The 22,364-nt window shown below is 38.7% G+C and carries 20 protein-coding genes; 6 read left to right on the forward strand and 14 right to left on the reverse strand.

The genetic code is table 11. The annotated features are described in order from the left end of the window. Nucleotides 1-180: 180 nt before the first annotated feature. Nucleotides 181-1,470 carry a hypothetical protein gene (locus QCQ61_RS13800; RefSeq protein ID WP_279448226.1) on the forward strand — a complete coding sequence of 430 codons (1,290 nt, stop codon included), beginning with the start codon at nucleotides 181-183 and terminating at the stop codon, nucleotides 1,468-1,470. Nucleotides 1,471-1,543: 73 nt separating this feature from the next. On the opposite strand, the gene QCQ61_RS13805 is transcribed toward QCQ61_RS13800, so the two are convergent. From QCQ61_RS13805 to QCQ61_RS13815, 3 genes are all read right to left on the reverse strand, one after another. Continuing rightward, nucleotides 1,544-2,824 carry a glycosyltransferase family protein gene (locus tag QCQ61_RS13805; protein WP_279448227.1) on the reverse strand — a complete coding sequence of 427 codons (1,281 nt, stop codon included), beginning with the start codon at nucleotides 2,822-2,824 and terminating at the stop codon, nucleotides 1,544-1,546. Further along, nucleotides 2,825-5,260 carry a YfhO family protein gene (locus QCQ61_RS13810; RefSeq protein WP_279448228.1) on the reverse strand — a complete coding sequence of 812 codons (2,436 nt, stop codon included), beginning with the start codon at nucleotides 5,258-5,260 and terminating at the stop codon, nucleotides 2,825-2,827. It lies immediately after the preceding gene. Nucleotides 5,261-5,429: 169 nt separating this feature from the next. Further along, the gene (locus tag QCQ61_RS13815) at nucleotides 5,430-5,693 is read right to left on the reverse strand and encodes a DUF4834 family protein (protein WP_279448229.1); all 264 of its coding nucleotides are present in this window, start codon (nucleotides 5,691-5,693) and stop codon (nucleotides 5,430-5,432) included. Between the two features lie 106 nt (nucleotides 5,694-5,799). Here QCQ61_RS13815 and QCQ61_RS13820 point away from each other — a divergent pair, with 106 nt between their 5' ends. Further along, nucleotides 5,800-6,777, forward strand: a complete 978-nt coding sequence (locus QCQ61_RS13820) for a transporter (protein ID WP_279448230.1) — start codon at nucleotides 5,800-5,802, stop codon at nucleotides 6,775-6,777. A 9-nt stretch (nucleotides 6,778-6,786) separates the two neighbouring features. Further along, nucleotides 6,787-7,905 carry a GNAT family N-acetyltransferase gene (locus QCQ61_RS13825; protein WP_279448231.1) on the forward strand — a complete coding sequence of 373 codons (1,119 nt, stop codon included), beginning with the start codon at nucleotides 6,787-6,789 and terminating at the stop codon, nucleotides 7,903-7,905. Between the two features lie 62 nt (nucleotides 7,906-7,967). Here QCQ61_RS13825 and capB read toward each other — a convergent pair whose 3' ends face one another. The 3 genes from capB to QCQ61_RS13840 form a co-directional block, all read right to left on the reverse strand. Then, nucleotides 7,968-9,227 carry a cysteate-C-fatty acyltransferase gene (gene capB / locus QCQ61_RS13830; RefSeq protein ID WP_279448232.1) on the reverse strand — a complete coding sequence of 420 codons (1,260 nt, stop codon included), beginning with the start codon at nucleotides 9,225-9,227 and terminating at the stop codon, nucleotides 7,968-7,970. A gap of 181 nt (nucleotides 9,228-9,408) precedes the next feature. Next, entirely contained in the window at nucleotides 9,409-10,446 is a 1,038-nt protein-coding gene (gene capA, locus QCQ61_RS13835; protein WP_279448233.1) for a cysteate synthase, read from the reverse strand. A gap of 78 nt (nucleotides 10,447-10,524) precedes the next feature. Continuing rightward, complete coding sequence (locus QCQ61_RS13840; RefSeq protein WP_279448234.1) at nucleotides 10,525-12,660, reverse strand: S9 family peptidase; 2,136 nt, start codon at nucleotides 12,658-12,660, stop codon at nucleotides 10,525-10,527. 65 nt (nucleotides 12,661-12,725) lie between these two features. Here QCQ61_RS13840 and QCQ61_RS13845 point away from each other — a divergent pair, with 65 nt between their 5' ends. Both QCQ61_RS13845 and QCQ61_RS13850 read left to right on the forward strand, forming a co-directional pair. Beyond that, complete coding sequence (locus tag QCQ61_RS13845) at nucleotides 12,726-13,049, forward strand: YbaB/EbfC family nucleoid-associated protein (RefSeq protein ID WP_279448235.1); 324 nt, start codon at nucleotides 12,726-12,728, stop codon at nucleotides 13,047-13,049. A gap of 107 nt (nucleotides 13,050-13,156) precedes the next feature. Then, complete coding sequence (locus QCQ61_RS13850) at nucleotides 13,157-13,477, forward strand: YegP family protein (protein ID WP_279448236.1); 321 nt, start codon at nucleotides 13,157-13,159, stop codon at nucleotides 13,475-13,477. Between the two features lie 131 nt (nucleotides 13,478-13,608). On the opposite strand, the gene QCQ61_RS13855 is transcribed toward QCQ61_RS13850, so the two are convergent. From QCQ61_RS13855 to QCQ61_RS13875, 5 genes are all read right to left on the reverse strand, one after another. After that, nucleotides 13,609-13,848 (reverse strand): hexameric tyrosine-coordinated heme protein, encoded by a 240-nt coding sequence (locus tag QCQ61_RS13855; RefSeq protein WP_279448237.1) that lies wholly within the window; start codon nucleotides 13,846-13,848, stop codon nucleotides 13,609-13,611. Nucleotides 13,849-13,954: 106 nt separating this feature from the next. Further along, nucleotides 13,955-14,560 carry a bifunctional nicotinamidase/pyrazinamidase gene (gene pncA / locus QCQ61_RS13860; protein WP_279448238.1) on the reverse strand — a complete coding sequence of 202 codons (606 nt, stop codon included), beginning with the start codon at nucleotides 14,558-14,560 and terminating at the stop codon, nucleotides 13,955-13,957. 3 nt (nucleotides 14,561-14,563) lie between these two features. Next, nucleotides 14,564-15,964: a nicotinate phosphoribosyltransferase gene (locus QCQ61_RS13865; protein ID WP_279448239.1), complete on the reverse strand. Its 1,401-nt coding sequence runs from the start codon at nucleotides 15,962-15,964 to the stop codon at nucleotides 14,564-14,566. 10 nt (nucleotides 15,965-15,974) lie between these two features. After that, the gene (locus QCQ61_RS13870; RefSeq protein ID WP_279448240.1) at nucleotides 15,975-17,000 is read right to left on the reverse strand and encodes a threonine aldolase family protein; all 1,026 of its coding nucleotides are present in this window, start codon (nucleotides 16,998-17,000) and stop codon (nucleotides 15,975-15,977) included. Nucleotides 17,001-17,009: 9 nt separating this feature from the next. Next, entirely contained in the window at nucleotides 17,010-17,636 is a 627-nt protein-coding gene (locus QCQ61_RS13875) for a hypothetical protein (RefSeq protein WP_279448241.1), read from the reverse strand. Nucleotides 17,637-17,822: 186 nt separating this feature from the next. Between QCQ61_RS13875 and prfB the strand changes: the two genes are divergently transcribed. Continuing rightward, nucleotides 17,823-18,930, forward strand: a protein-coding gene (prfB, locus tag QCQ61_RS13880; RefSeq protein ID WP_279448242.1) for a peptide chain release factor 2 whose coding sequence is annotated in 2 segments (ribosomal slippage) — nucleotides 17,823-17,885 and nucleotides 17,887-18,930 — 1,107 coding nt in all. Because the reading frame shifts where the segments join, the coding sequence is not laid out codon by codon here. Nucleotides 18,931-19,148: 218 nt separating this feature from the next. Here the strand turns inward: prfB and QCQ61_RS13885 are convergent. The 3 genes from QCQ61_RS13885 to QCQ61_RS13895 all read right to left on the reverse strand — a co-directional run bounded on the left by QCQ61_RS13885 (nucleotide 19,149) and on the right by QCQ61_RS13895 (nucleotide 22,363). Then, entirely contained in the window at nucleotides 19,149-19,319 is a 171-nt protein-coding gene (locus tag QCQ61_RS13885) for a DUF1328 domain-containing protein (RefSeq protein WP_279448243.1), read from the reverse strand. Nucleotides 19,320-19,418: 99 nt separating this feature from the next. Beyond that, nucleotides 19,419-21,131 carry a hypothetical protein gene (locus tag QCQ61_RS13890; RefSeq protein ID WP_279448244.1) on the reverse strand — a complete coding sequence of 571 codons (1,713 nt, stop codon included), beginning with the start codon at nucleotides 21,129-21,131 and terminating at the stop codon, nucleotides 19,419-19,421. Nucleotides 21,132-21,157: 26 nt separating this feature from the next. Beyond that, complete coding sequence (locus QCQ61_RS13895) at nucleotides 21,158-22,363, reverse strand: DUF4249 domain-containing protein (protein WP_279448245.1); 1,206 nt, start codon at nucleotides 22,361-22,363, stop codon at nucleotides 21,158-21,160. Nucleotide 22,364: the final 1 nt, after the last annotated feature.

Raw genomic sequence — 22,364 nt, forward strand, 5'->3', positions numbered from 1 at the left:
AAAAACCTGTAGCGGATTTTTTAATTATAGAGCCAAAGAATAAAATATTCCTATTAACCCCTTACAACCACCACTGAATATCAGTGTTTTAAAACTTTGGCACGGTCGTTGGTTATTTTGAAGTGTACAGCTGACCAAAATAATTATAAAGCGAGTACAAACCTTTAAAATTTAATTATTATGAAAAACCTAACCTTTATTTTTAGCATCCTTTTATTGGGATTTTCGGCACAGGCGAGCTCCCCAGAAAGTGAAAATAATCTCCGCAGAGGTTATGATGGTAGCGCCTATATTTTTATTGAAGGCGATGTGGAATTTTCAATATTCCCGGATGGCCAATTCGACTTTGTGTATGTTGGTCCACAAAAAAGCTCACAGGTTACCATTAGCACCCCCAACATGAATGTTAGCTATAATTCTGGGTATAATTACGACGCCTATGTACAATACGATGATTATGGCGCGGTAATACAAATAGAAAGCGTGCCTATTTATTATGACTATTACGGCAGAATAATACAAGCCGGAAATGTAGATATTCAATATAACGATAGACGAATTGCGCGCGTAGGTGGATTGCACATAGTGTATAATAACTTTGGCTATTTTTCGCATTGTACCGGGGTTATAAACAGATATAACCCGTATTATATTTATCGTCCTTGGCACGTGTATTACGCACCTCCAATTTACACTCATTGCGTAGTTTACGATTTGCCCTACAGAAGATATTACACACCTGTTCGGTATAGCTATCACGATCATGTTGTGTATTATAAAAAACGACATAAGATAGCGTATCACAACGGACGTAGAGATTTTTATAGACCAGGGAGTAGAGTTTACGACAAAAAAGGAAGAGCTTCGTATAACAGAAATTTCGACCCTAATAGAAAAAACACCTTGATTGCCGCCAATAATTCACGAATTAAAAGCGACGTAAGAAATAGTGGCACACGAAACAATACTACAGTTCGCACCAATAACACGCGCAACAATAACAATGGGCGAAACAGTAGCGTTAAAAACTCTAACACCCGCAGTGAAACCATAACGCGCAACAGTAGTACCAACAGCAGGGGCGCATCTACAATAGACCGAAGTAAAAGTAAAAGGAGCGACAGCAAATATAAAAGCACTGTACCCAGTAGAAATTCGGCTAGCACGAGAGACAGCAGAAATACCGAAGTAAAAAGAAGCACTACTAGAAATAGTACGCAACGTAATTACAGTGACAATAATGTAAGAAATTCGCGAAGTGAGCAAAGCGCCCGCACAAATTCGAGAACCACTGCAAATAATAGAAGTAGTTCGGTTACTAGAAATAAAACACAGGTTCCTAAAAGAGAAACAGTAAGTCGAAGTAGCGTCAACAAGTCGAATACGACGGTACAACGGAATACGAGGAGCAACACTTCCCGAGGTACTAATTCCTCAAGAGAGGTTCGCTCTCGCGGAGGACGCGGATAAAAGATAGTTTTTTGGTTGGTTGAAAACCTTCGTGATTTGCCATTGGTGATGATCGAAGGTTTTTTTTATGGAATTAAACGTCCTTAATTAGTGTAGCCATCCGCTGAGTTAATTGGCTTCGGCTGTATTTATCGATACCTTCGGAAGCAATTTGCAGCTTGCCCTTTTTATATGCTTCGTAGGATTTAAGGATTTCAATTTTTAACTCGGCATCGCTCCAATAGCTAAAAAATTTACCCGATTTAGTTTCCAATATAATTTCTTCAATATCGCTTTCTTTTGGTCCCAATGCTATAATCGGGCGTTTTGCAGCGAGATATTCAAAGAGTTTCCCAGGAATTATGGCACGGGTTTCGGCGCTGTTTATTTCAACTAACAATAGTAACTGACTTTGGTGTTGCAGTTTTAATGCTTCAGAATGCGAAACATAACCTAAAAATGTACAATTTTGATCAAGTTGAAATTTCTTGAGACTTTGCTTTACTTCATCGCTTACGGCACCGGCAAATTGCAGGAGTAAATCTGCTTTAAAAGTTTCATTTTCCGTACAAATTTCGTTTAGAACCTTCCACAGCACCTCGGGATTGCGTTCGCTGAGCAAGGATCCAATGTGCGAGATAGAAAACGCTGTATCCAATTTAAAAGTAATTTCCGGGAGTATATCATAGCCGTTAGTAATTACCTCTATTGGGGTGTCAGTAATCATCTGGAATTCCTTTTTGGTTGTAGGGCTGGTTACAGTAACTATGTTGGCAGATTTTAATACCGATGCTTCCAATTCTTTATGCTTTCGTGCCGAAGTTTTGTTTAATCGAAGCGATTTGTGGTAGTGAATGGTTGTCCACGGATCGCGAAAATCTGCAATCCATTTCAGGTTTAACTCCTTTTTAAGCTGCATTCCTATTAAGTGAACACTATGCGGAGGCCCCGTAGTAATTACCACATCTACAGTGTTTTCAGCTATAAATTGCGACAAAAATTTCACCGAAGGTTTTACCCATCCTACGCGGGCATCGGGAATAAAGAAATTACCGCGCACGTAAAGCATAAGCTTCTCCATTGCAGACGAATCCTTCTTTGAAATTATACCGCTGCTCATTTTTTCAGTTTTCTTTTTTGAAAAAAGCTTTGCAAATCGGTACGGCTCGTTAATGGGGTGTTTTACGATTTTGATATCGTCGGGAATTTCAGCAGAAAAATTTTCATCAACCAAAGGATAGTTTGGATTTTCGGGAGCATACACAATGGGCTCCACTCCAAATTGACGAAAATATTTTACAAATTTTAACCAGCGCTGTACGCCCGGACCGCCTGCTGGAGGCCAATAATATGTAATGATAAGGGCGTGTTTCATTTACTGTTTTTCTTCTTTTTTTCGAAAGGCATAATATAAGCCACTCAACAAAATTAAAAGAAAAATGATACTGCTAATTAAGGAAATTGTACTTCCGGTTTGAATAACCTTTGGTTCAAATTTGAATTCTATTTTATTGTTTCCGGGCGGAATTACCATGGCGCGCAGCAGATAATTAGCTCTAAAATATTCTGCGGGCTTACCATTTACATAGGCATTCCAACCTTGAGGGTAATAAATTTCTGAAAAAACAGCCAATTGGGGCGACTTGGTAGCAGCTTCATATACCAAATGATTGGGCTGATAACTAAAAAGCTCGATGCTTGCAGTGCTATCCCTTGCAATTTTTTGGCTCGGAATTTTAGAAATAAATTCGTTGTTTACAACTGCGGTTACTTTAGTGTTTAAACTGTCTAAAAGCCTAATTTCCTCATCAGCATTTTCGGCAGGAAGTACATTTTCAACAAACCAAGCATCGCCATTGGCGTAGGGATTGCGTTGTGCTACCGCGCCACCGTTTTTGTTTTGTACAATAATATAGCGCACGTTTAGCATATTAAGCATACCAATATTGCCCTGGCTAATGTAGAATTCGTATAAATCCTGCATACGGCCGGGTTTTGCAGCGTGATAACCGCCTAACGCATTGTGAAAATAACTGGCGCGACCACTGTTAAACGCATTTCCTATAGCATCGTAAACACGGTAATGCCCATCGTCTTCCAAAATTTGAATATCGGCTCCGTTTTTCTGAAAGGGCTCATCTACTATTCGTGCCTGTACAAAGTCTTCTTCGTTTACATATCTTCTATCTACCCCCACTAAATCTACCAAAATCAAGATACAAAGTGCGCCAATTGCCATTCCTTTTTTAAGTGATCCCTTTATAAAAAACCATAGAACGGCTGCTGTTAATAGTACAAAGATTAATGAACGAATGGCGTCTGAGGTAAAAAGCGACATTCTATCCTCGCGAATTGCCTCTACAAACGGAAGGCCCATTTCCTCACGAAAATAACTATCGTACGGACTGGCAAAATCGAAAAGGGATGTTTTAAAAAGAATAAACAGCAAGGTAAGGCCGCCAACGATTCCCGTGGAATAAAGCAGTGCTTTTTTCTTTTCCTTTTCCTGTTCAAATTTGTTGAAAAACTGATGAAGACCAACTATAGCCAGAATGGGAAGGATTAATTCAATAATTACCTGAATTGAAGAAACCGCGCGAAATTTATTGTAAAGCGGAACGTAATCGATAAAGAATTGGGTCAGGCCGCTAAAATTTTTACCCCAGGATAAAAGAAGCGTTAAAATAAATCCTGCAACAATCCAACATTTTATTCTTCCACGGACTAAAAACAAGGCCAAAACAGCCAGAAAGATCACGATAGCTCCAATATACGCCGGGGCGCCTACAAAAGATTGATCGCCCCAATACATTGGAATCTGGCTTAAAACCTGATTTGCTTCCTGTGCTGAAGCACCCATGCGCATTAAACTTTCGGCGGTTTTTGAATCGTTGGGAAAAGCTTCCGAAGAACTCCCACCCATAAACCGCGGAATAAAAAGATTAAAACTTTCCAGCTTGCCGTAGCTGTATTCGGTTATATAGTCAAAATCCAATCCTGTTTTGTTGTCCTTTGGCGTATTGTCGGCATTTATGGTAAGCTCTGTTTTGCCGCGCGTAGAAGTATCTGCATATTCTTTTGTAGCTAAAATATTGGTAGCATTTAAACCAATAGAAATCAATACCGCTACAGCCATTATTCCAATGGCCTTAAAATAATGGGGCAACATTTTCTTTTTAAAAGCATCTATTAGATATACAATGCCAATGATTGCCACCAACAGCATTAGATAATAGGTCATTTGGAAGTGATTGGCAACCAGTTCCAGCCCCATTGCCACTGTTAGCACTAAAAATCCCCAGAGATATTTTTTCCGAAAAGTGAGGAATATGCCACTTAAAACAAAGGGCATATAAGCAATGGCGTGGGCTTTTGCATTGTGGCCAACGCCTAAAATTATAATTAAATAGGTAGAAAACCCAAAGGCCAAGGCCCCGAGAAAGGCGAGTTTATAATCTACTTTTAGCACTAAAAACAATAGGTATATCCCTATAAAATACAGAAACAGATAATCTGCCGGTCGCGGTAAAAACCGAATGGCGAGATCCAGTTGTTTTATATAATTATTTGGGTATTTGGCGCCCAATTGATAGGTAGGCATTCCGCCAAAAGCGGCGTCGGTCCAATAGGTTTCTTCACCGGTGGCTTTTCTGAAATCGTTCTGTTGCTTTGCCATCCCGGTATATTGCACAATATCGCTCTGGAATATTTTTTTACCCTGTAAAACAGGATTAAAATAAGCCAAGGCGGCAACGATAAACAAAACAAAGACAACTAAGTGGGGAAGAAATTTTTTATAGCTGGAGGGCATAATTTTACTTATGGGTTTGAAGTGGGGAAATTAGGGATTTTTTTTGAAAGAGGATTGAAAAAGAACCACGACCAAGGGAAAATGCAAATTTCAAATAAAACAAACTACGGCTGTAATGGGAATTAAAAAGAGTGGTACCGTTATACGGTAGGGTTTAAAAAGTTTATTTTTAATCTACCTCTTCGTAATCTACATATTCGCCAACTGTTTTAGATGCGCGTGAATTTTTGGAAGGATTTTTATCAATTGTAATACTTCCCTCCCGTTCACGTTCTGTATTCATATTTGTAGTATTTCCAAAAAATTGCTCAAACTGCTGTCCGGCCTTTTTTGAAATATACCGCATGAGGTAAGGGGTAGCGAGCCTAATAAGAAATTTAAGCCCAAAATAAACCAATAGAACGATTAATATCGTTTTTAGGAATGTCATCATAACTGTAAAATTGTTTTCAAAAATAAGTATTGATGCAGAAAAAGACGAATATTGACTATTAAATTAATGGTAAAATCTTATATCTTTGAACTAAACCTAACAATATATGAACACCAAATTTTTCTTATCCATTCTGTTCAGCTTATTCTTTTATCTAACCCTCTCGGCACAATATACCGAAATGATAAACACCAACCGTCCCGGGGGCTCTCAGGGCGCGTTTGCGGTAGGCACCAATGTATTGCAGATTGAAGCCGGCTATAGTTACGGAAAAGAAAAACACAGCCTTTTAAAAACCGAAACCGATGGCAATACCATAGATTATTCGGTGCGGTATGGATTTTTTAAAGAACGTTTGGAAGTGAGCTTTATGGGCGATTTTCAATCTAATACGGTTACCGATACACGTGCTGCGGTGGCGAGGGAATACAAGCTTTCAAATTTTAAGCACAACACAATTGGCGCTAAATATTTAATTTACGATCCGTACAGAAAACGCGATTTAAAAGGTCCCAATTTATACAGCTGGCGAAAAAACAACAAAGTACAGTGGGAGGATTTAATACCGGCAGTTGCACTCTACGCAGGGGCAAATTTTGATTTTTCAAACAATCCGTTTACCCCGGAGAATGAAAGTGTATTAAGCCCGAAATTTGTTATTTCTACGCAAAATAACTTTATTGGTGGGTGGGTTTTTGTGACTAATTTAATTGTAGATCGTGTAACCACCGAATTTCCAACCTATGGCTATATTGTAACTTTAACACACGCTACCAATAGGTACTTTTCAATATTTGTTGAAAACCAAGGGTTTAAAAGCGATTTTTATGCAGATCAACTACTTCGGGGAGGAGCGGCAGCTTTAATAAATGAAAACCTTCAAGTAGATCTTTCACTTACTTTTAGTTTAAAGGACACTCCTTCAAAATTTTATGGTCGCTTAGGGGTTGCCTATCGTTTTGATATGCACGACACAGACGAATATTTGGAAGACAAAACCATAAAAGCTGAAGAAAAAAAGGCAAAAAACAAAAAAGAAGAACGCCAGCAGGAACTAGATTTAGACAATAACGGCGAACAATAGTATTTTTATATGATTACTGTAAAACAAACCAACTCCAAAAGTGATCTAAAAAAGTTTGTCACTTTTCCATTCAAGCTGTACAAAGGCAGTAAATATTGGGTTCCCCCTTTAATAAAGGACGAAATGGAAACATTAGACACCAAAAAGAACCCAGTGTTTAAAAATGCCGAAGCTTGGTATTATTTGGCGTATAAAAACGATGAAATTGTAGGCCGGATTGCCGTGATTTTAAACCATTTAGAAATAAACGAGCAAGGGAAGAAAAAAATTCGTTTTGGCTGGTTAGATATGGTAGATGATATTGAGGTAACAAAGGCGCTTCTTGAAAAAGCCTACGAAAAAGGGCGCGAACACAATCTTGAATATGCCGAAGGCCCGGTAGGTTTCAGCAATATGGAGAAAGCCGGAATACTCACTATGGGCTATGATGAATTAAACACCATGATTACTTGGTACCACCATTCGTATTACGCCCAACACTTGGAAAAACTCGGTTTTACCAAGCAAGCTACGTGGGTTGAATACACCCTACAAATTCCCGATACAATCTTCGAAAAAGTAGCAAAATTTTCAAGTATTGTTCGCCAACGGTATAAACTTTCGGTAATTCGATTTAAAAATAAAAAAGAAATATTACCCTATGTTAATGAAATGTTTGGCTTGTTGAACAAAACGTACAACACACTCCAAACCTTTGTTCCTATTCAACAGTACCAAATAGATTATTATAAAGAGAAATATTTTAGCTTTATCCACCCAGATTATATTTGCTGTATTAAAGATGAAGCAGGAAAGTTAATTGCTTTTTCCATTGTGATGCCTTCCTTTTCGAAAGCGTTGAAAAAAGCAAATGGGAAACTCTTTCCATTTGGATGGCGGCATATTTTAAAGGCGCAGAAAAAGAACGATACCGCAGCTTTTTATTTAATAGGAATTGATCCGGAGTACCAAGGAAAAGGCGTGACCGCGATTATTTTTGAGGAGATGCAACACCTATTCAATTCAAAAGGAATACACACTGTTGAAACCAATCCCGAGTTAAAGGAAAATACGGCCGTGCAGTTGTTGTGGAAGGATTACAATCCAGTGCAGCACAAAGAGCGGAGTACTTTTAGAAAAGATATATAATTAAAAAATCCACCCGAAAAAAGGTGGATTTTTTTTGAAACTTCTGTTTTTCAGAGAAATTTTTATTCGCCCATTGCCGCAGCAACAGCCGCAGAAAGACGCTTGTACGTTCCATTCTCCAGTCGCTCGCGGATAGATGAAAAAGCTTCTAACGTTTCTTCAATATCTTCCATTGTATGCGATGCCGTTGGAATCATTCTTAAAAGAATTAATCCTTTCGGGATTACTGGATAAACTACAATTGAGCAGAAAATACCGTGGTTTTCACGAAGGTCTTTTACCAGCGCCATTGCCTCGGGAATACTTCCTTTTAAATATACTGGCGTTACACAACTTTGCGTAGTTCCAAGGTCAAAACCTCTTTTTCGAAGTCCGCCTTGAAGAGCGTTTACATTTTCCCAAAGTTTTTCCTTTAATTCAGGCATCGTTCTGAGCATATCCAAACGCTTTAACGCGCCTTCAACCAAAACCATCTGTAACGATTTTGCAAACATTTGCGAACGCAGGTTGTATTTAAGGTAGTTCATTATTTCTTCATCACCGGCAATAAAAGCGCCAGTACTCGCCATAGATTTTGCGAAAGTTGCAAAATACACGTCAATTCCATCTTGCACGCCTTGCTCCTCACCTGCTCCGGCCCCTGTTTTACCGAGTGTTCCAAAGCCGTGGGCATCATCAACAAAAAAGCGGAAGTTGTATTTTTCCTTAAGTGCAATAATTTCTTTTAGTTTTCCCTGTTCACCGCGCATTCCAAAAACCCCTTCGGAAATAAGCAAGATTCCCCCGCCGGTTTTTTCGGCTACTTTCGTAGCGCGTTGCAGGTTCTTTTCGATACTTTCCATATCGTTGTGCTTGTAAGTAAAACGCTGGCCTAAATGAAGACGAACCCCATCTATAATACAAGCGTGGGCATCAACATCGTACACGATTACATCGTCTTTTGCCACTAGGGCATCAATGGTAGAAACCATGCCTTGGTACCCAAAGTTTAATAGGTAAGCAGCTTCCTTATTTACAAAGGCAGCGAGTTCGCGCTGTAATTGTTCGTGAAGATCTGTATGGCCACTCATCATTCTTGCGCCCATTGGGTAGGCAGAGCCCCATTTTTTTGCGGCTTCGGCATCTACTTTTCTCACTTCGGGATGATTGGCAAGGCCTAGGTAATCATTAATACTCCACGTAATTACATCTTTGCCCTTAAATTTCATTCTGTTGGAAATTGGACCCTCCAGTTTTGGGAAAACAAAATAGCCTTCCGCTTGTTCAGCCCATTTACCCAACGGACCTTTATCTTTATAAATTTTATCGAATAAATCTCTCATCAACCTTTGTTTATTAAATACGGGACAAAATTAATTAAATTATTATAAGATTATTGTTTTTAGACATGAGATTTTAGATTTCGCAAATTCTTGTTTAGAAGTGAGCCGCCAATACTTAAAAACCGATTGAGATATGCTCAACCGGTTTTTAAATAGTATTTCTAAAATCTCCAGGTAATTATTACTTGACGTATTCAATTTGTTGTATTTCCGCAGTTTCAGAATCAATGAAACCTTGTTGGCTCATCCAATCGTCGTTGTAAATTTTACTCATATAACGCGATCCGTGGTCTGGGAATATTACCACGATATTGCTATCTTCAGTAAATTCGCCTTCTTCCTCCAGCTGCTTTAAACCTTGCATGGCGGCGCCACTGGTGTACCCAACAAAGAGCCCTTCGGTTTTTGCAAGTTCACGGGCAGTATGCGCACTGCTTTCATCGGTTACTTTTTCAAATTTGTCTATAATGTTAAAATCTGTAGCGGTTGGAATCAAGTTTTTCCCCAAACCTTCAATTCGGTATGGGTAGATTTCATTTGCATCAAATTCCTTGGTTTGGTGGTACTTCTGAAGTACGGAGCCGTAGGCGTCAATACCTATAACTTTAATGTCTGGGTTTTGCTCCTTTAAGAATCGAGCGGTTCCAGAAATGGTTCCTCCAGTACCGCTGCAAGCTACCAAGTGGGTTATTTTTCCAGCAGTCTGTTCCCAAATTTCGGGGCCAGTTGTTTGGTAATGTGCATCAATATTCAATTCATTAAAATACTGATTGATGTAAACAGAACCTTTAATTTCGTTGTGTAATTTTTTTGCCACTTCGTAATACGAGCGTGGGTCGTCTGCACTTACGTGGGCGGGGCAAACATATACCTTGGCGCCCATTGTTTTAAGCATATCAATTTTATCTGCCGACGATTTTGAACTTACCGCCAAAATACAGTCGTACCCTTTAATAATGCTAACCATTGCAATGCTAAAACCTGTGTTTCCACTGGTAGTTTCAATAATGGTATCGCCGGGTTTAAGAATGCCTTTTCGCTCGGCTTCTTCAATAATATAAAGTGCGATACGGTCTTTTGTAGAGTGCCCAGGATTAAATGCTTCTACTTTTGCAAAGTAATTACCCTTCATTTTTTGGGTAATTTTTGTAAGCTTTATCAACGGTGTGTTGCCTATAAGTTCCAACACATTATTGTGGGCTTTTATTTCTTCTTTCATAAAGAGGGAGTTCGTTATAAAAAATACCCAGTTACAAACTGAATTTTTTAACGCGACAAAGATAATGAAATATTTTTATTACTCCGTAATTCCTTCCAGATCCAATAGAAAGGCATAGTCCATTGCAACTTCCTTTAAGGCTTCAAAACGTCCGGAAGCCCCGCCGTGACCGGCATCCATATTTGTTTGGAGTAAGAGTATATTTGAATCGGTTTTTAAATCTCTAAGTTTTGCCACCCATTTTGCTGGTTCCCAATATTGCACTTGGCTATCGTGTAGCCCAGTGGTAACGAGCATGTTTGGATAGTTTTTTGGCTCTACATTATCGTAGGGAGAGTAACTTTTTATATACTCATAATATGCAACTTCATTGGGATTGCCCCATTCGTCGTACTCGCCTGTTGTAAGCGGAATGGAATCGTCCAGCATGGTGGTTACCACATCTACAAACGGAACTGAAGCAATTACTCCGTTGTATAATTCTGGCGCCATATTTACAATAGCTCCCATTAAAAGCCCACCGGCAGAACCACCTGAAGCATATAAATGCTGCGGCGAGGTATAGCCCTGTTCAATTAAATATTTTGAAGCATCGATAAAATCGGTAAAAGTGTTTTTCTTTTTCAGCAATTTTCCATCTTCGTACCATTGTCTTCCCATATATTCACCTCCGCGAACGTGCGCAATAGCGAATATAAAACCGCGATCTAAAAGACTAAGTCGCACCGTTGAAAAATACGGATCTATTGTTGCGCCATACGAGCCATAGCCATAAATGAGCAGCGGATTGGTTCCGTCTTTTTTAATTCCCTTTCTATAAATTACCGACATTGGAATTTTTGAACCATCGGCTGCCGTAGCCCATAAACGTTCCGTTTGGTAATTGTTTTTATTAAACTTTCCACCTAAAACTTCGGTTTCCTTTAAGACGGTTTTTTCCTTGGTTTCCATATTAAAGTCTATAACCGAGGCCGGAGTGTTTAAGGAATTATACCCATAACGAAGTATTTTGGTATTAAATTCAGGGTTCTGCGTGGTAAAAGCGGTGTAGGTTTCATTGTCAAATGGAAGGTAGTAATCTTCACTTCCTTTCCATTTTTTAATTCGAATTTTTGTAAGTCCATCGCTACGCTCGCTTACCACCAAAAAATCGTTAAAAATATCGATGTCTTCCAATAGTACATCGGTTCTGTGGGCAATCATATCTTCCCAGTTTTCCGCAGCGGTTTTATCTTCAGAAGTTTTCATTAATTTAAAATTGAGCGCTCCATCTTTATTGGTTAAAACATACCAATTATTGCCGTAATGCGAAATACTGTACTCCAAGCCTCTTTTGCGCGGTTGGAAAATTTTAAAACTGCCCATCGGGTTATTCGCTTCCAACACGCGATATTCTGAAGTAAGCGTGCTATAGGAGCCAATTACAATATATTTGCGCGACTTGGTTTTGTAAACGTAGGTGCCGAAAGTATCATCGGTTTCGGTAAAAACCAATTGGTCCGTAATGGGATCGGTTCCTAATGTATGGCGGTAAATTCTATCGGCGCGCAAGGTTTTTTCGTCCTTTCGGGTATAAAAAAGAGTTTTGTTGTCACTGCCCCAAGTTGCGCTTCCTGTGGTAAGTGGAATTCGTTCAGCGTAAATTTCGCCTGTTTCAAGATTTTTAATGTAGATGTCGTATTTTCTTCGGCTTAGGGTATCTACCCCAAAAGATATAAGCTTATTGTCCTCAGAAACACTTAAACCGGTAAGGTTATAGTAGCTATAATCTTTGGCCATTTCATTTACATCAAAAAGAATTTCCTCTGGGGCATCAAGCGACTCTTTTTTACGGGTATAAATTGGGTAATCTTTTCCTGTTTCATAACGGGTTATGTAATAATATCCATTTAACTTATACGGCACCGATTCGTCATTTTCCTTTATACGCGCCTTCATTTCCTCAAAGAGGTCTTCCTTAAATTTTTTAGTGTGGCCGGTGATAGATTCGTAATAGGTGTTTTCTTCATTTAAATACGCTATTACTTTTTCGTTGTCCGGATTGTTAAGCCAGTAATAATTATCAATTCGAAGATCGCCGTGCTTTTCCAGTTTCGTTGGAATTTTTTCAGCTATTGGGGGAGTAATTGTCATAATGTTCTTTGAAATTTCCTGCGCATTTATTGAAGCAGCAAAAATAAGGGAAGCAATTGAAAGGAAGGTTAGTTTTTTCATGATTCTAAGATTGTAATATAGAGTTACAAATTAGTAAATTTGCACCAAACTTTAATAAAAAAGATATGTTTGGAGATTTAATGGGAATGATGGGCAAATTAAAAGAGACCCAGCAAAAAGTAGAAGCTACAAAAAAGCGATTGGACACGGTATTTTTGGAAGAAGCCAGTAGCGATGGATTATTAAAAATAACCCTCACCGCCAACCGAAAAATCAAAACCATAGAAATTGCCGATGCGCTTTTGGAAGATAAAGAACAACTGGAAGATTATTTAATCCTCGCCTTAAACAAAGCTATTGAAAAGGCTACTAACGTGCACGAAGCAGAGGTGGCTGCCGTGGCAAAAGAAGGAATGCCTAATATTCCGGGATTGGATATGTTTAAATAAAGAATGCTAAAATTATGATAAAAAAGCATTTTCAATTTTTATAACCTCTTGCTATTTACGATATTGAGCCCGAGATAAATTATAAATACTTAAAACAACTAATTATTATGTTTGAATTGAAAAAAAGCGGTGATAAATTTCACTTTGTATTAAAAGCGGCTAACGGCCAAGTTATTTTAACAAGCCAAATGTATGCTACAAAAGCATCGGCTTCCAATGGTATTGAATCTATTAAGAAAAACTGTGGCAAAGACGATAGCTTTGAAATGAAAACCGCCAAAAATGGAAAAATACATTTCAACATAAAAGCGAGCAATGGGCAGATTATTGGTAGCAGCCAAATGTATGCCGCCGAGAGTGGTGCCAAAAACGGAATAGAATCTGTTCGGAAAAATGCGCCTAACGCACAAGTTAAGGAACTAGAGTAGTTTTATTTAAATACTACTTAACCACGAATTCACAAATAATATAGTCTTGTATTATTTGTGAATTCGTGGTTTTTTAATTTATACATTAATAGAAAACCGGTCCTAAAATTGCTTTCTATTGTGCCATAACACTATTTCCAATAATTGTTGGCGGCTGCAATTGTGGCAAATTCTGTGGCTACAACTTGACCGATTGCGATGAGCATTGCGGCATCTTCGGCATAAATAGGACGCAATTTATCGCGTACTGCCGCATCGGGTTGCGTGGCTTTAATTACCAATCGCGCCATTTTTACTGCTAATTGTCTCCCTTCTTCGGGGGTTTTGGTAATTAGTGAGTTTCCGGGAATCATTTGTACTTGTTCAGACATTTCTAAAAAAAATTTAAAGTTGATTTTTTAAAGTTACCAAAATAGTTTTGAAATAAAAAGCACACCACCCCATCCTTTCGTAAAAACAATTGGGAAATATTTTGAATTAGATTTCGCTGGAATTAATAATCTGAATTCCATGATAAACCATTTCCTCCTTTATTTTTTTGAAACCTTCAACATCTAATGGTTTTGAGGCATCTTCAATAAAAAAGCAGGCGAAGCCTTCTTTAAAAGCATCGAAAATAGAATAGTAAACACAAATATCTGCAGCTAGGCCACAGAAAAAGAGCTGCGAGGCACCCTTTTCCTTTAAATAGCCAGCAAGCCCGGTAGATTTTAAATGTCCGTTGTCGTAAAAAGCACTGTAGCTATCTATACCCGGATCGGTGCCTTTACGAAAAATAGCCTCCCACTTAGCTGTGTTTAAGTTAGGGTGAAAACGTGCCCCGTTAGTATTTTGAACACAGTGGTCTGGCCAAAGGGTCTGTGTTTGTTCGTTAATTTTAATGGTTTCAAAAACCGATTTTTCTGGATGGTTTGAAGCAAAGCTAATATGGTTTTGCGGGTGCCAATCTTGTGAAGCTACTACCAAATCAAATTTAGGTTGTACGGTATTAATTACCGAAACTATTTGGTCTGCTTCAGGCACCGCAAGGGAGCCACCAGGTATAAAATCGTTTTGTACATCAACAATTATAAGTGTTTTCATTATTTAAAATTTATGTTCCTTAACCAATCGGTCACGTTCACTTTTAAGGTTGGCACTTAACCCAATTTTATAAATATGTGGATTTTGAAACCGCTTGTATTCGTCGGGTAAAAGTGCCAAACGCGCCTCGGTGTATTTTGCAATTTCGGCAACCGTTTTCTCTTCAATAGTTCGTTTACCGTTTTGCATAACTTTCTGCAATAATGCTTCCTGTTTAAAATTTTGCAGATTTAAACTTTTGTTTGAATCGAAGGGGTGGAGCATCTGAGATATATTTTCTTCTGAGGCAAGGCCTACAACGTCGGCCCCATAAAACATGCCGCTGTCATCGAGCATACGGAAAACTTGTTTTTTTGAAGGAAGCGAAACTTTAATAATATTTTCCGAAAGTTTTATACGTGCATCGTTATTGTATTCCGATAGTTTATAAACGCCATCTAAGGCGGCATCGGGTTTACCGGTAACAAGATTGGTACCCACGCCATAAATATCTATGGGCGCTTTTTGCTCGTTTAAACTTTTAATTACATATTCATCCAACTGGTTTGAAGCCACTATTTTTACATATTCCAGACCGGATTTGTCCAAAATCTTCCGCGTTTGTTTAGCGAGATATGCCAAATCGCCACTGTCTAAGCGAACTCCCAGTAGCCTATCGCCTCTCGCCTCCATTTCCTTTGCTACGGTTATTGCATTGGGCAAGCCACTTTTTAGTGTGTTATAGGTATCTACCAGCAGCACACAATTTTTGGGACGGATTTTTGCAAAATCGCGAAACGCTTGCAATTCGTCTTTATAGCTCTGTATAAACGAATGTGCCATAGTACCCGAAGCATTCAGTTTAAAATCTTCGGCAGCTATTACGTTGCTGGTACTATTAACTCCGCCAATAGCTGCGGCTCGGGCTGCTAAATACCCTCCTGTGGCATGCGCACGACGCAGTCCCATGTCTATTAAAATTTTATTGCCCGCGCTATGGCGAATACGGCTCGCCTTGGTAGCAATTAATGTTTGGAAGTTGAGAATATTCAGTAAAACGGTTTCAATTATTTGAACTTCCATAATATTGCCTTCCACTTGCAAAATGGGCCTGTTTGGAAAAACAACATCGCCTTCAGCAACCGAAGTAATTGTTCCACGAAAACGGAAGTCGCGTAAATATTCTAAAAATTCTGCTTCAAAATTGTGCTTTTCTAAATAGGTAATATCGTCTGTTGTAAAGTGTAGGTTTTCTAAAATTTCGAGTATATTTTCCAAACCAGCAAACACGGTATAGCCTCCACCATACGGATTGTGTCTAAAATAATAATCGAAAACCGCTATGCTTTTAGGTTTGGTTTTAAAATAAACCTGTGCCATTGTTAGTTGATACAAGTCGGTATAAGAAGCAGAAATATCGAGCATAACGGAGATTCTATTTTGAATAATTTTTCAGCACGTTTAGAAAGGTTTCGTGCATCGGGTTGGTGTAATCTAAATGAGTTACAATTCGGAGTTTGCCCTGGCCCATCGAACTAATTTTAATGTTTTTCTGCAGAAGATCGGTCATAAATTTTTCTTCGGAAACACTTTCTGATAAATAAAAGATTACAATATTGGTTTCGGTAGGTTCTACCCTATTTATATACGATTGTTGCGAAAGTATGTCGGCAATTTCGGTTGCTTTTTTGTGGTCTTCGGCCAAACGTTCCAGGTGATAATCTAAAGCATACACCCCTGCAGCAGCCATAAAACCAATCTGCCTCATGCCACCACCTAAAACCTTACGCACGCGCATGGCTTTTTTCATTATATCATTTTTTCCCAATAACACACTGCCCATGGGTGTACCCAGACCTTTGCTTAGGCATACTGAAATAGTATCGAAAATATTTCCGTAGGCTTTAAGATCTTCCTTTTTTGCTACCAAAGCGTTCCAAATTCGGGCACCATCTAAATGTAGCCCGAGATCATGGGTATCGCATACCTTTCGTATTTTTTCAATTTCAGAAAAATCGTAGCACGCACCTCCACCTTTATTGGTTGTGTTTTCTAAGCACACCAAACTGGTAAGTGGACTGTGGTAAAAGTCTGGCGGATTAATATTTTCTTCAATTTGCGATGCTGTAATCATACCTCGGTCGCCATCAATAAGTTTGCACGAAACGCCACTGTTGAACGAAACGCCACCGCCTTCGTAATTATAAACGTGTGCCCATTTATCGGCAATTAACTGTTCGCCCGGCTGGGTGTGCATTTTTATAGCTGCTTGGTTTGCCATGCTTCCGGTTGGAAAAAACAGGGCCTCGTCCATACCAAACATGGTTGCCAATTTCTGTTCCAATTTATTTGCGGTTGGATCTTCTTTATATACATCGTCCCCAACTTCGGCCTGTACAATGGCCTTCATCATTCCCTCGGTGGGCTTTGTAACGGTGTCGCTTCTTAAATCTATAATCATAATTAATGGCTATCTTTCTCTAAAAAATTTGCCGTTGTCTTCAAAACTTTTTATCAATTCGGAAAGCAATGCATCAAGTTTTATCAACTTCAAGCTATTGTTGTGTTCGGCGTTTACGTTTTTATATTTCGATTCGTTGGTTAAGTCGTATTCCCTAAATTTCTTTTCGAACGGCTCGCCGTCCAAAACAAATTTATAGGCTTTATGGCAGGACTGTACAGACATATTTCCGGTAGCATTTTCATCTACCTGTTCGCCTTTGTACGGCAATACTTCGCCCGTCATTAAGGCTTCCTTATCTTCTATGGCCTTTATAAAAACCTTACTTCGGCTTATAGGAATGGGCCTAAAGCTTCCACAGTTATCAAATTTTTGAATCTTTAAAACCGAATCGCTTTCTTTCCAAAAAACGTAAACCGCATAATAGGTTGAGGAAGAGGTGCAGAGATTTCCGTCCGGCATATTAAAAATCATAACTTTTCCGAGGCAATAATCCTTTCGGTAAAAGTATTCTTGATTTTGCTGCAATTCCAATTCAGCAAATTTCTGCGCCACCAGCGAATCTACGTAGGCTTCGTCGTTTTGGCTAAAACCAATAGCTGATACTAATGTGAATAAAAACAGTAATTTTTTCATGGCAATTGAATTTAAATGGTTAATTTTTTCCAAATACAAATTTTAAGAAAGTATAAAATTAGCCGAAAAAATCTTTCTTCTCGCTAAGTTAGTGGTATTTTTGCGGCAATTGTAATTTGAAAAACTCCTTCAGATTAATTAAATTGAAATTTAAATTAAAGACCACCCCTATTTACGGGCGTTATTATGACCACAACAGACCAAATAAAAGACCTTAAGGTGCGGTTAGATGCCTTGAGGCGCCATCTTTGACATTGCTGGCAAAAATATAGAAATTACCAACGACGAAGAAAAAACCTTCGACCCCAATTTTTGGAACAATCCACAGGAAGCCGAAGCTTTTATGAAGGTTTTGCGCACCAAAAAGAAATGGGTAACAGACTACGAAACCGCAAAAACACTTACCGAAGAGGCCGAAATTTTATTGGAATTCCACAAGGAAGGAGAAGGTACTCCCGAACAAGTAAACACAGCTTTTGAAAAGGCAGAAAGCGCCGTTGAAGCACTGGAATTTCGAAATATGTTGGGCGAGGAAGGCGACGATATGAGCGCCGTACTTCAAATTACAGCTGGTGCAGGCGGAACTGAAAGTTGCGATTGGGCCAATATGCTTATGCGCATGTACCTAATGTGGGCCCAAAAAAATGATTTTAAGGTAAAGGAACTAAATTTTCAGGCTGGCGATGTTGCCGGAGTAAAAACCGTAACCTTAGAAATTGATGGCGAATTCGCCTTTGGCTGGTTAAAAAGTGAAAACGGCGTTCACCGCTTGGTGCGTATTTCGCCTTTTGATAGCAATGCGAAGCGCCATACCAGTTTTGCGAGTGTTTATGTATATCCGTTGGTTGATGATACCATTGAAATAGCCATCAATCCCGCAGATATTTCTTGGGATTTTGCACGAAGTGGCGGCGCTGGCGGTCAAAATGTAAACAAGGTAGAAACAAAAGCGATCCTTACGCACCACCCTAGCGGTATTGTAATTCACAATAGTGAAACCCGAAGCCAATTAGAGAATCGCGAAAAGGCAATGCAAATGCTTAAATCGCAGTTGTACGAAATAGAACTCAGAAAACAAATGGCCCAGCGTGCCCAAATTGAGGACAGTAAAATGGCTATTGAATGGGGCTCGCAAATTCGAAATTACGTTTTACACCCTTATAAATTGGTGAAAGATGTTCGCACCGGACATGAATCTGGGAATACCGATGCAATTTTAGACGGGGAAATAGATGGTTTTTTAAAGGCTTTTTTAATGATGACTGGACAGAAAGTGAAGACAGATGAGTTATGATACCCAGATACTATAAACAAAACAAAGGGAACAAAATTTAAAAAAATCTAAGTTCCCTTTGCAAATCATATTCCTTCTGCTGGCATTATCCGTTTCGAAGTTTTACGGGTATATTCTCAGCTGTTTTTAAAACTTAAGCACCCCGATACGATAGTTGTATAAAAGTACTAAAATATTAAATATAGATTGCAGGCTTTGTAAAACTTTAACAACACAATTTATCCGCGTTTTCTGCCTACATATTCGGTCGCCCAAAGTGTTATTAAAAGTATAAGAAACATTCCCGAAATGTATTTGGCCGGTTGCAAGCCACCTTCACCAATACCAATAAAACCAATTACCGCGAAAACAATTGCAAGAATAATATATATTGCTTTCCAGTGGAGCATAGGGCGGTAAATTTTATGTTTACAGTTGTTAAAAAATGAAAGATAATTCATTTAATCGAAATAAATTAACAATACTGCAAAAAAAATTAACATTTTATGTTAATTTTCCGTAACACTGAAGTGATGTTTATCTGAAAAATACACGCCTTGCTCAGTAAAACCTTCAATTAAAATTTCAAATACACCTGATACATCCGAGGTGTAAAAAGCGGTAGTAAAATCTTTGCTAGAAATATTAATTTCGGGTTGCCACAGTAATTGCACTCTATAATCCGGAATCCGCGATAGTTGCGTGCCTGCACCATAATCTGGGCGATAGTAACGTTTTTCACCTACAACTGGCGGCAGGTTTATTTCGGTAATATATTCGTGGGTAGTAGCTGCTGGGCTATAGTCGCCGCTTTTTGATTCAATTGCAATAATTCCACTATAAATTTTGGCTCCATAACGATACGGTTCCGTTACCACGCGTACACTTTCAATATTACGAGCGTTGTAATTTAATAATTCGGCATTATCCTGAATCAACACACCGTCGAGAAGAACCAACGGATCTATTCTATTAAATTTTGCAAGTCTATTTGGGTCGTAAGCATTGTTTACAACAAATTTTGCATCATCACCAGAGCCCCGAATAGCCGCAAGTGTAATTACTTCAACAAATGTTTCCCGCACTGTGGAAAACCGGGTGTAATCGTCTAACAAAAACACGGTTCCTAAATTATCGTAAAATGCCGGCTTGGCTTTATGAGACAGAATGCTATCTTTTTTTGTGTTGTAATAGGCATTTTCCACTTGCAATTGTACGCTGCGTTCCTCTAGCCACGGCTCCAATTGTGGTTCTAATTTTAAAGTGCGTTGTGGTTTTCCGGTTATTTTAAAATCTTTAGAATCCAGGACCATTTTGTACGTGTTTCGCATTGCCTCATCGCCATACAATTGAAGTATACTCGTTTCGGCATTGTAAGGTTCATCTATAGCGAAGTAAAAACGACCTTGTGCATTGGTTGTAGCGATTTTAAAAATATAATCTTTCCCCGGAATTGTTAATGCCACTTCTTTATTGGCGGCGGGTGTATTGTTTAATTTTGAAACAACTACGCCCGAAATTAATTCGCCGCGAAGTTCTGGAATGTAAAATACTTCGGAAGCGGTAACTTTTGTCGCTTTTGCAACATCGCCAGAGATTTTTACGGGGTTTATTTTTCTTACGGAAAGCACATAATTTCCATTGATGGAAGGCTCGGGGTTTTCAATGGTTAAAGTCACTTTTTCCCGAAGTCCGAAAGTTTTTTTATTCAATTTTATTGTAAGTGAATTTAAATCTTGTCTTGTTTTCAAATTTTGTAAATCCTCTTCAGTGGAAGAAGTCATTACCACGGTTTCTTTACTGGAGGGCATTAATTCGCTTTTTACGAAGGTATTTACAATGTATAAATCAACTTGAGCAAAAGCATCGCTTGAACTGTTTTTTGAAAAATTTGTGTAGCCAATTAATTTGTAAATGCCTGTTTTTAAATTTGAAGGTATAAAGAAATCGCCGTGAGCCGTTCCGTGGTTTACTTGCAGTTTATGATTGAATACTACTGAGTCGGTTGCGTTTCGTAGCGATACGTACAATATCTTACTGAGATTACTCATTTTATTGGACGCTGTTAAATTATAAGCTTTATACTGAAGCAATTCGCCCGCAAGCAACACTTTTGAATTTACCGAAAGTTTTACGTTTTCTTTCGGAAAAACACCGGTATCGAGCAATATTTCCTCCTTCGGAATTTGGGCCATCGCGGCCAATCCCACTAAAAGAAACATTGTAATAAAGATTTTTTTAACCATAATTAATCTTCCCAAAAATCGGGTCTTACATTTGTTGAAAAATAGGTGCATACGCTACATTCCGGTTGTACAATTCTATAAATTAGGCGCGAGTTTTGTGACAACACCTGATAGTCGGAATACATTATTAATTGGTATAATGCTGCGCGTTCATCGGGATCGTCGTCCATTATAGTAGCATCGTTATAATCTAAAGTCAGCACTTCGCAATCCACAAAATATGGTGGTTTTTCCAGTCCAACATCTTCATAATTAAAATAAATTCGTTTTGAAGTGATAGACGAAACTTCAAAGAAACCCAAAACCTTTTCGTTGGGGTTGGCTTCGGAAACCATATTACCGGCTACATATCCAGGCTGACTTTGCGAAAGCAAACTTTCAACGCTGCCAAGTTCCTGTACAATTTTATAAAAGGTGAAGGCTTCAACACTTTGAACAAATTGCTTCACCAAAATACTATAGCGCGTTTGTATTTTGGCGTCGGTTTTGGCCAAATACTTCACCGGAAACCGAAACACCCTATTTTCGTTGAGCTCTGTTGAAGAAGTCTGAACAATACCCGTAGAATAGACCGTAGAATAACATATTTCTTCGGGTTGTCTTGGAGTAAGCTCTAATTGATAGGTTCCGTTTGAGGAGTTGTAATTTACAATTTCTACAAAGTAAGGCGACGGATAGGGCGCAACAATTTTATAGGTTTCTTCGTATTCGTAGCGAAAGTATTTTGCATTGTCGGTGGGATCTTCTGTATTTACCAATACTTGCACGCCATCTTTATTGGCTGTAGGGTCTGTAATGCGTTCGGGATAAACTTGATCCATTTCTACCTTTGGGGGTAGGCTAACCTGTGAGGACGTATAGCGTTTTCCTTCCGCTGAAATTATATTTAAGGTGTAGTTAACGTTCGGCTCAGCTTTAAATGGAACGTCGGAAACATAAGCCGCCATTTCATTATTCCAAGAAAAATTAAAATTGTTCCCAACACTGGAATTAACAACTACCGTTGCACTTGATTCATATATAATAGCTGGATTTTCTAAGGTTGAAGTTTTGCTCAATCTTACAATTTGCGGTTTTATTTCGTCGGTAATGGTACTTTCAACCACCAAAACGCTCTCAAAATCTACGGTTTCAATTTCGTAGGGTTCGGTACAGGCATACTGCAGCAAAATTGCGAAAAGAGCGGTAAATAATATGTTGGTTTTCATC

Source organism: Aequorivita marisscotiae, assembly GCF_029814825.1.
GTDB classification, from domain to species: domain Bacteria; phylum Bacteroidota; class Bacteroidia; order Flavobacteriales; family Flavobacteriaceae; genus Aequorivita; species Aequorivita marisscotiae.

Bases quoted from the DNA above. Each gene is read 5' to 3' on its own strand.
- QCQ61_RS13800 (WP_279448226.1), top strand. From the start codon at position 181: ATGAAAAACCTAACCTTTATTTTTAGCATCCTTTTATTGGGATTTTCG.
- QCQ61_RS13805 (WP_279448227.1), bottom strand. From the start codon at position 2,824: ATGAAACACGCCCTTATCATTACATATTATTGGCCTCCAGCAGGCGGT.
- QCQ61_RS13810 (WP_279448228.1), bottom strand. From the start codon at position 5,260: ATGCCCTCCAGCTATAAAAAATTTCTTCCCCACTTAGTTGTCTTTGTT.
- QCQ61_RS13815 (WP_279448229.1), bottom strand. From the start codon at position 5,693: ATGATGACATTCCTAAAAACGATATTAATCGTTCTATTGGTTTATTTT.
- QCQ61_RS13820 (WP_279448230.1), top strand. From the start codon at position 5,800: ATGAACACCAAATTTTTCTTATCCATTCTGTTCAGCTTATTCTTTTAT.
- QCQ61_RS13825 (WP_279448231.1), top strand. From the start codon at position 6,787: ATGATTACTGTAAAACAAACCAACTCCAAAAGTGATCTAAAAAAGTTT.
- capB (WP_279448232.1), bottom strand. From the start codon at position 9,227: ATGAGAGATTTATTCGATAAAATTTATAAAGATAAAGGTCCGTTGGGT.
- capA (WP_279448233.1), bottom strand. From the start codon at position 10,446: ATGAAAGAAGAAATAAAAGCCCACAATAATGTGTTGGAACTTATAGGC.
- QCQ61_RS13840 (WP_279448234.1), bottom strand. From the start codon at position 12,660: ATGAAAAAACTAACCTTCCTTTCAATTGCTTCCCTTATTTTTGCTGCT.
- QCQ61_RS13845 (WP_279448235.1), top strand. From the start codon at position 12,726: ATGTTTGGAGATTTAATGGGAATGATGGGCAAATTAAAAGAGACCCAG.
- QCQ61_RS13850 (WP_279448236.1), top strand. From the start codon at position 13,157: ATGTTTGAATTGAAAAAAAGCGGTGATAAATTTCACTTTGTATTAAAA.
- QCQ61_RS13855 (WP_279448237.1), bottom strand. From the start codon at position 13,848: ATGTCTGAACAAGTACAAATGATTCCCGGAAACTCACTAATTACCAAA.
- pncA (WP_279448238.1), bottom strand. From the start codon at position 14,560: ATGAAAACACTTATAATTGTTGATGTACAAAACGATTTTATACCTGGT.
- QCQ61_RS13865 (WP_279448239.1), bottom strand. From the start codon at position 15,964: ATGCTCGATATTTCTGCTTCTTATACCGACTTGTATCAACTAACAATG.
- QCQ61_RS13870 (WP_279448240.1), bottom strand. From the start codon at position 17,000: ATGATTATAGATTTAAGAAGCGACACCGTTACAAAGCCCACCGAGGGA.
- QCQ61_RS13875 (WP_279448241.1), bottom strand. From the start codon at position 17,636: ATGAAAAAATTACTGTTTTTATTCACATTAGTATCAGCTATTGGTTTT.
- QCQ61_RS13885 (WP_279448243.1), bottom strand. From the start codon at position 19,319: ATGCTCCACTGGAAAGCAATATATATTATTCTTGCAATTGTTTTCGCG.
- QCQ61_RS13890 (WP_279448244.1), bottom strand. From the start codon at position 21,131: ATGTTTCTTTTAGTGGGATTGGCCGCGATGGCCCAAATTCCGAAGGAG.
- QCQ61_RS13895 (WP_279448245.1), bottom strand. From the start codon at position 22,363: ATGAAAACCAACATATTATTTACCGCTCTTTTCGCAATTTTGCTGCAG.